2 protein-coding genes are annotated in these 872 nt (G+C 56.4%); both read left to right on the top strand.

Translation table 11 applies throughout. From position 1 onward, the window contains the following. Window positions 1-184 (top strand): M20/M25/M40 family metallo-hydrolase (locus WA367_RS16655; protein ID WP_336057905.1); only part of this gene is annotated, 184 nt, incomplete at its 5' end. A 457-nt stretch (window positions 185-641) separates the two neighbouring features. After that, a partial coding sequence (locus WA367_RS16650) for a cation transporter (RefSeq protein WP_336057904.1) occupies window positions 642-872 on the top strand: 231 nt, incomplete at its 3' end.

Below are 872 nucleotides of genomic sequence, written 5' to 3'. Positions count from 1 at the left end.
ATTGAGGATGCCTTCTGGTGCCGGCCACGATGCCCAGACCATGCAAAGCCTCTGCCCCTCTGGCCTGATCTTCGTTCCAAGCAGAAACGGCATCAGTCACGCCCCGCAAGAGTGGACAGATTGGGACGCTATCGAGAAGGGAGCCAACCTGATGCTTCGCGCACTTATGCGTCTGTCAAGCTGAGGGGGAGCAAGCTCCGTTCCGCTTACCGTGAACACGATCCTGCGTGGTGTGAGGTCTCAATAAATCGTCGGCGTACCACAGTGGTAATGTTGGGCTTTTCGTCATTGAGGTGTTTTGGCGGCAATCTCAGCCGGGATGGGCGGCTATGTATTAACTCTCCACTTCGCGTATTTTCTGAGTGGAATTTAGGCCGGAACGCGATTGCGGCTTGGTAAGTAACTTACGCTGTCACGCCGACACTGTTTCCCAGTTCGAATAACTTCATCGGCGGTGGCTGACGAGTTTGTTGTTCTTCGCAACAGCCGTCTCCGTACCTGAGTTGTGGCGTTATGTACAACTTCGCCGTGTTGGCAGCATGAACCGGCCGCAGAACGTGTACAGAAATCATTCATTAGGACGTCGGATAGAACGCTGCAGGACTATCGTGATCTCGAGCTTACCCACAAGCACGCGCAGCTTGGCTTCGCTCATAATTGCCTTCGTGGCACGCAAGATCGCGCGGCGGCCAGCCGACGAGCGCATGACCTTCGGCTACGGGCGCATCGAGATCGTCTCTGCGCTGATCAACTATACCACTCTGATCCTGATCGGCCTCTACCTGATTTACGAGGGCGGAATGCGGCTGATCGACCCGCCGCAGGTGCAGGGCTGGACCGTAGTCATCCTCGGCGGTGTGGCGCTCCTCGTG

Origin of the sequence: Nitratireductor sp. CH_MIT9313-5 (assembly GCF_037029545.1) — a bacterium.
Lineage (GTDB): Bacteria > Pseudomonadota > Alphaproteobacteria > Rhizobiales > Rhizobiaceae > Chelativorans.
This window is presented reverse-complemented; position numbering and strand designations above follow the sequence as displayed.